The sequence below is a fragment of the Pseudoalteromonas sp. TAE79 genome, assembly GCF_000498015.1.
Lineage (GTDB): Bacteria > Pseudomonadota > Gammaproteobacteria > Enterobacterales > Alteromonadaceae > Pseudoalteromonas.
In genome coordinates, this window is the sequence record NZ_AUTL01000212.1 from 1 (window position 1) to 3,789 (window position 3,789).

At 37.7% G+C, this 3,789-nt stretch carries 2 protein-coding genes and 1 pseudogene (1 of these 3 only partly in view); 1 reads left to right on the plus strand and 2 read right to left on the minus strand.

Annotated features, from left to right (window positions below; genetic code table 11):
- Nucleotides 1–267 precede the first annotated feature (267 nt).
- Complete coding sequence (locus L655_RS0115680; RefSeq protein ID WP_024605538.1) at nt 268–1,827, plus strand: P-loop NTPase fold protein; 1,560 nt, start codon at nt 268–270, stop codon at nt 1,825–1,827.
- Between the two features lie 38 nt (nt 1,828–1,865).
- Here the strand turns inward: L655_RS0115680 and lnt are convergent, their stop codons facing one another.
- The gene (lnt, locus tag L655_RS0115685) at nt 1,866–3,419 is read right to left on the minus strand and encodes an apolipoprotein N-acyltransferase (RefSeq protein WP_024605539.1); all 1,554 of its coding nucleotides are present in this window, start codon (nt 3,417–3,419) and stop codon (nt 1,866–1,868) included.
- A pseudogene (corC, locus tag L655_RS01000000125725) lies at nt 3,400–3,789 on the minus strand (CNNM family magnesium/cobalt transport protein CorC) (it continues 502 nt past the right edge of the window). Before corC ends, lnt begins: the two are co-directional and overlap by 20 nt.

Below are 3,789 nucleotides of genomic sequence, written 5' to 3' on the forward strand. Positions count from 1 at the left end.
AAGCCATTCAAGATAAAATATCAGCGACAGTAGTTATTAAAGGTAACCTGAATCAACCTGTGAATGTTGAAACTGTTGTAGGTGCAGTGAAGGACTAGCTTTTAGTTGGGAATAACTGTTTTAAGGAAGTAGGTGTGTGGTTTGTAAAGGTGGCTTGCTTGCATTTTACTTAACTTTATTTAGAACATCAAAAAGTTGTATTGTGAAATAATGTATGTGATTCTTGTATTAATATTAGTCAATATTTTCAAGTGAGTATCGAAGGAAATGAGTTCATATAAATTTAGGAAAAATGCTGAAATAGGTAAGTTAGAGGCTGAAACTGATTCTTTTTTAGAGTCTTGTTTTTATGAATCTGATGTATTTAAAGGCATTCTTGATTTTGACAGTAGTGAGAATAACCCCGATTTTACTCGAAGAATTATTGTTGGAAGAACTGGAAGTGGGAAAACAGCTTTATTAAAACAGATTATTAATAGTGAGAACGTAAAAGTTCACGATACGATTGAAGCTGAAAATACAGTTTTTGAACACATAAAAAATAATATATTTATTTCAGATCTAATTGATAAGGAAATTGATCTGAGGGTTTTTTATAAATCATTATGGCTACATGTTCTTTTAGTGAAAGTTATTAATCTTCTTCACCGTTCCTCGTATGATAGTTTTTTCGAGTCGATAAAGAGGCTAATCAGTTCTAGTAAAAAAAGATATAACCCAGAAGTTGCGAATGAGTATGTTGAAACTTATAAAGATAATTTCTTTAACGATAATGTGATCACTGAAATAACGAACAAAATGCAAGAATCTTTATCAGGTGGAGCAAATGGTGGGATTTTTAAATTTGAAGGTAAACAGCTCGAGGAAAACTTACAAAAAATACAGTCAGTAACATCTAGCTATGTTAGTAAAGAGCTTCTTAGAAAACAAAAAGAGCTCATTAAAGTGATTCAGGAAGAGTTTTCTAATGAAAAACAAATAAGAATAATCATTAGCATAGATGATCTTGATAAATCATGGTTAAGTTCAAGTGCCATCAGGTATGATTTCATAAACGCTTTATTAGAAGCGTTTAAAGAGCTATTAGATATTAAATCGGTGAAAATTTTAATTTCTATTAGAACAGATATTATAATGGGAATTTATAAAAACAGTTTGAGACAAGATGAAAAAGATCAGTCTTTGATTTACGCGATATCTTGGAATCGAGAAGAAATTAGAGGAATATTAGACTCACGTATAAACCACCTTGTTAGAAATCAGTATCAAGGAACCAAGGTCGTTACCTTAGCTGATGTATTCAATTTCAAGGTAAATGATCTAGATGCAGATTTATATATTTTAGAGAGAACGATGCTTCGTCCTCGAGATGCGATTAGCTTCGTTAATTTATGTCTAGGTGCTTGTGATGGTAAGGTTGAATTAAATGAAGATATTATCCTTGAAGCTGAAGAAAAGTTTTATTCTGGACGGAAGAAAGCATTAGTTAAAGAATGGGCAAGTATTTACCATCATATTGAAAGTTATTTAGATAGCTTATCTTTTATTCCATCCAATGAATTTAAAGTTTTAGATATGCCTCAAGCTATTATTGATCAAGTGTCAAACTATCTGCTTGATATACCAGTGGCAAAAGATGACGAAGAACATGATCGACGAGCGATGGATTTAAATGAACTAATAAAAGTGTGGTTTGCAGTAGGTGTTATAGGCATTAAAAAATCTAGTACTTTGTTTATTTATTCATCGTTTGAAAAGCCGGAACTAGATATCACCGATTTAAATAAGAAGTTTGTGATACATCCTCTATTTTTCAGGAATACTTAATAGTCATTCTTTACTAATTATAAGGTTAAAAAGGTACATTAATACCTTTTTAACCTAGCCCCAAACCCAGCAACTCCCATCAACAACACAAATCCCCACACAAACATATTGCCGTATTGGCTGTACACGCTGTCGCCTTTTATGAGCTTAATATTGGCTTTCAATGTTGTAGCTTCAAACTGAGGCATGGTCTGTTGTGTGTGGCTTATAGGGTCGTATACGGCGCTTACACCATTGTTAGTAACACGCACTAGAGGGCGTTGTAGTTCGAGCGCGCGCATACGGGCTATTTGCATGTGTTGCAAAGGCCCAATAGAGTCACCAAACCAGGCATCGTTACTGACAGTAAAGAGTAGATCGGAATCGCTTTTGTAATTTCCGCGTACTAAGTCGGCAAAAACAATTTCGTAGCAAATAGCGGGGAGTAAGTTATAGCCATTGGCGCGTAAGTTGTTTTGCACTTTGTCGCCACGGGTAAACGATGACATAGGTAAATCGAATAATGGGGCAATAGGACGCAAAAAGTCTTGAAACGGTACAAATTCGCCAATGGGTAATAGCTGGTGTTTTTGATAGCGGTTTTTATCAAGGTAATGGTAATGCCCATGCTCGTCGCCACGTTCTTTATTACCGACCACAATAAGTGTGTTGAATATATTTTTGGTGTCTCGCTGGTAGTCAACAATACCGGTTACAAGGGCGGTTTTATTAAACGAGGCGGCACTGTCTAAATTGGCTAGGTAGGAATCGGCAAGCATTTCTATTTCAGGCACGGCGGCTTCTGGCCATACTATTAAGTCGGCATCCCAATGTGGACGTGTCATGTCTTGGTATTTGCTCATTGTGGTCCAAAACTCACTTGGCTCAAAGCGCAGGTGTTGCTGTATGTTGCCTTGTACGAGCAATACTGACATGTTTTTATCTGTGTAATGAATGCTGCCTGTGGTATTTGTACCTGTAAAAATAAGCGCAACAGCTGTCGCAGTAACCGCTGGGGTTTTAAAATCTTTTTGGGTAAGTCTATATAGTGCAAAGCCAATAGCCACACATGTTAGTGTTAAGCCAAACTCGCCAATATAAGGGGCAAGCAGCCTTAAAGGTCCGTCGGTTTGTGTGTAGCCAAAACTTAACCACGGGAAACCGGTAAGTACGGTGCCACGTAAATACTCACTAATTGCAAAGCAGGCAATTAGTAATGCGCCAAAGCTTTTAGGGCCACTGGCAAAGCGTGTAGTTGCCCAAAAGGCAAGTGCGGGAAATAATGCTAAGTATGAGCACAAAAAAGCCATTAACGAGAGCGACGCTATAAGCGGCATACCGCCAAAGGTGGCAATAGAAACATGTACCCAGCTTATACCTGCACCGAACCAGCCTAGGCCAAATATAAAGCCATATTTAGCGGCGGTTTTTGCGTGTGCTTTACCGGTATTATTGGGATTAATGCAAAAAATTATGGCGCCAAGACTAATAAATACGATGGGCCAAATTTCAAAAGGGGCATAGCCAAAAGTTAAAACAAGGCCCGCAACGAGTGCGAGCCATGCTTTTTTATCTTTTGCTAATAGGGTAAGTCTAGTTAGCAGTTTCTTCACTGTCGTTATCATCAGCCTTAGGAACGGTGACTTGCAGTTGCAAAATACGACGATTGTCGGCGTTGGTTACTTTAAATTGGTAACCTTCTATGTCAATCGTTTCACCACGGCTTGGCATATGGCCAAATGCGTGCAGTACAGTTCCGCCAATAGTATCGGCTTCGTCTGTGCTGTAGCCTGTTTTAAAATGCTCGTTAAAGTCATCTACAGGAGTGAGTGCTTGCACTACGTGGACATGTTTAGCAAGTTGACGAATATCTTGATGTTCTTCTTCTTCGTCGTGCTCATCTTCGATTTCGCCAACAATTATTTCAAGAATATCTTCAATCGTTACTAAGCCCGATACGCCGCCGTATTCGTCAATAACAAC

Coding starts and splice junctions, on each gene's coding strand:
- L655_RS0115680 (WP_024605538.1), top strand. CDS start 268: ATGAGTTCATATAAATTTAGGAAAAATGCTGAAATAGGTAAGTTAGAG.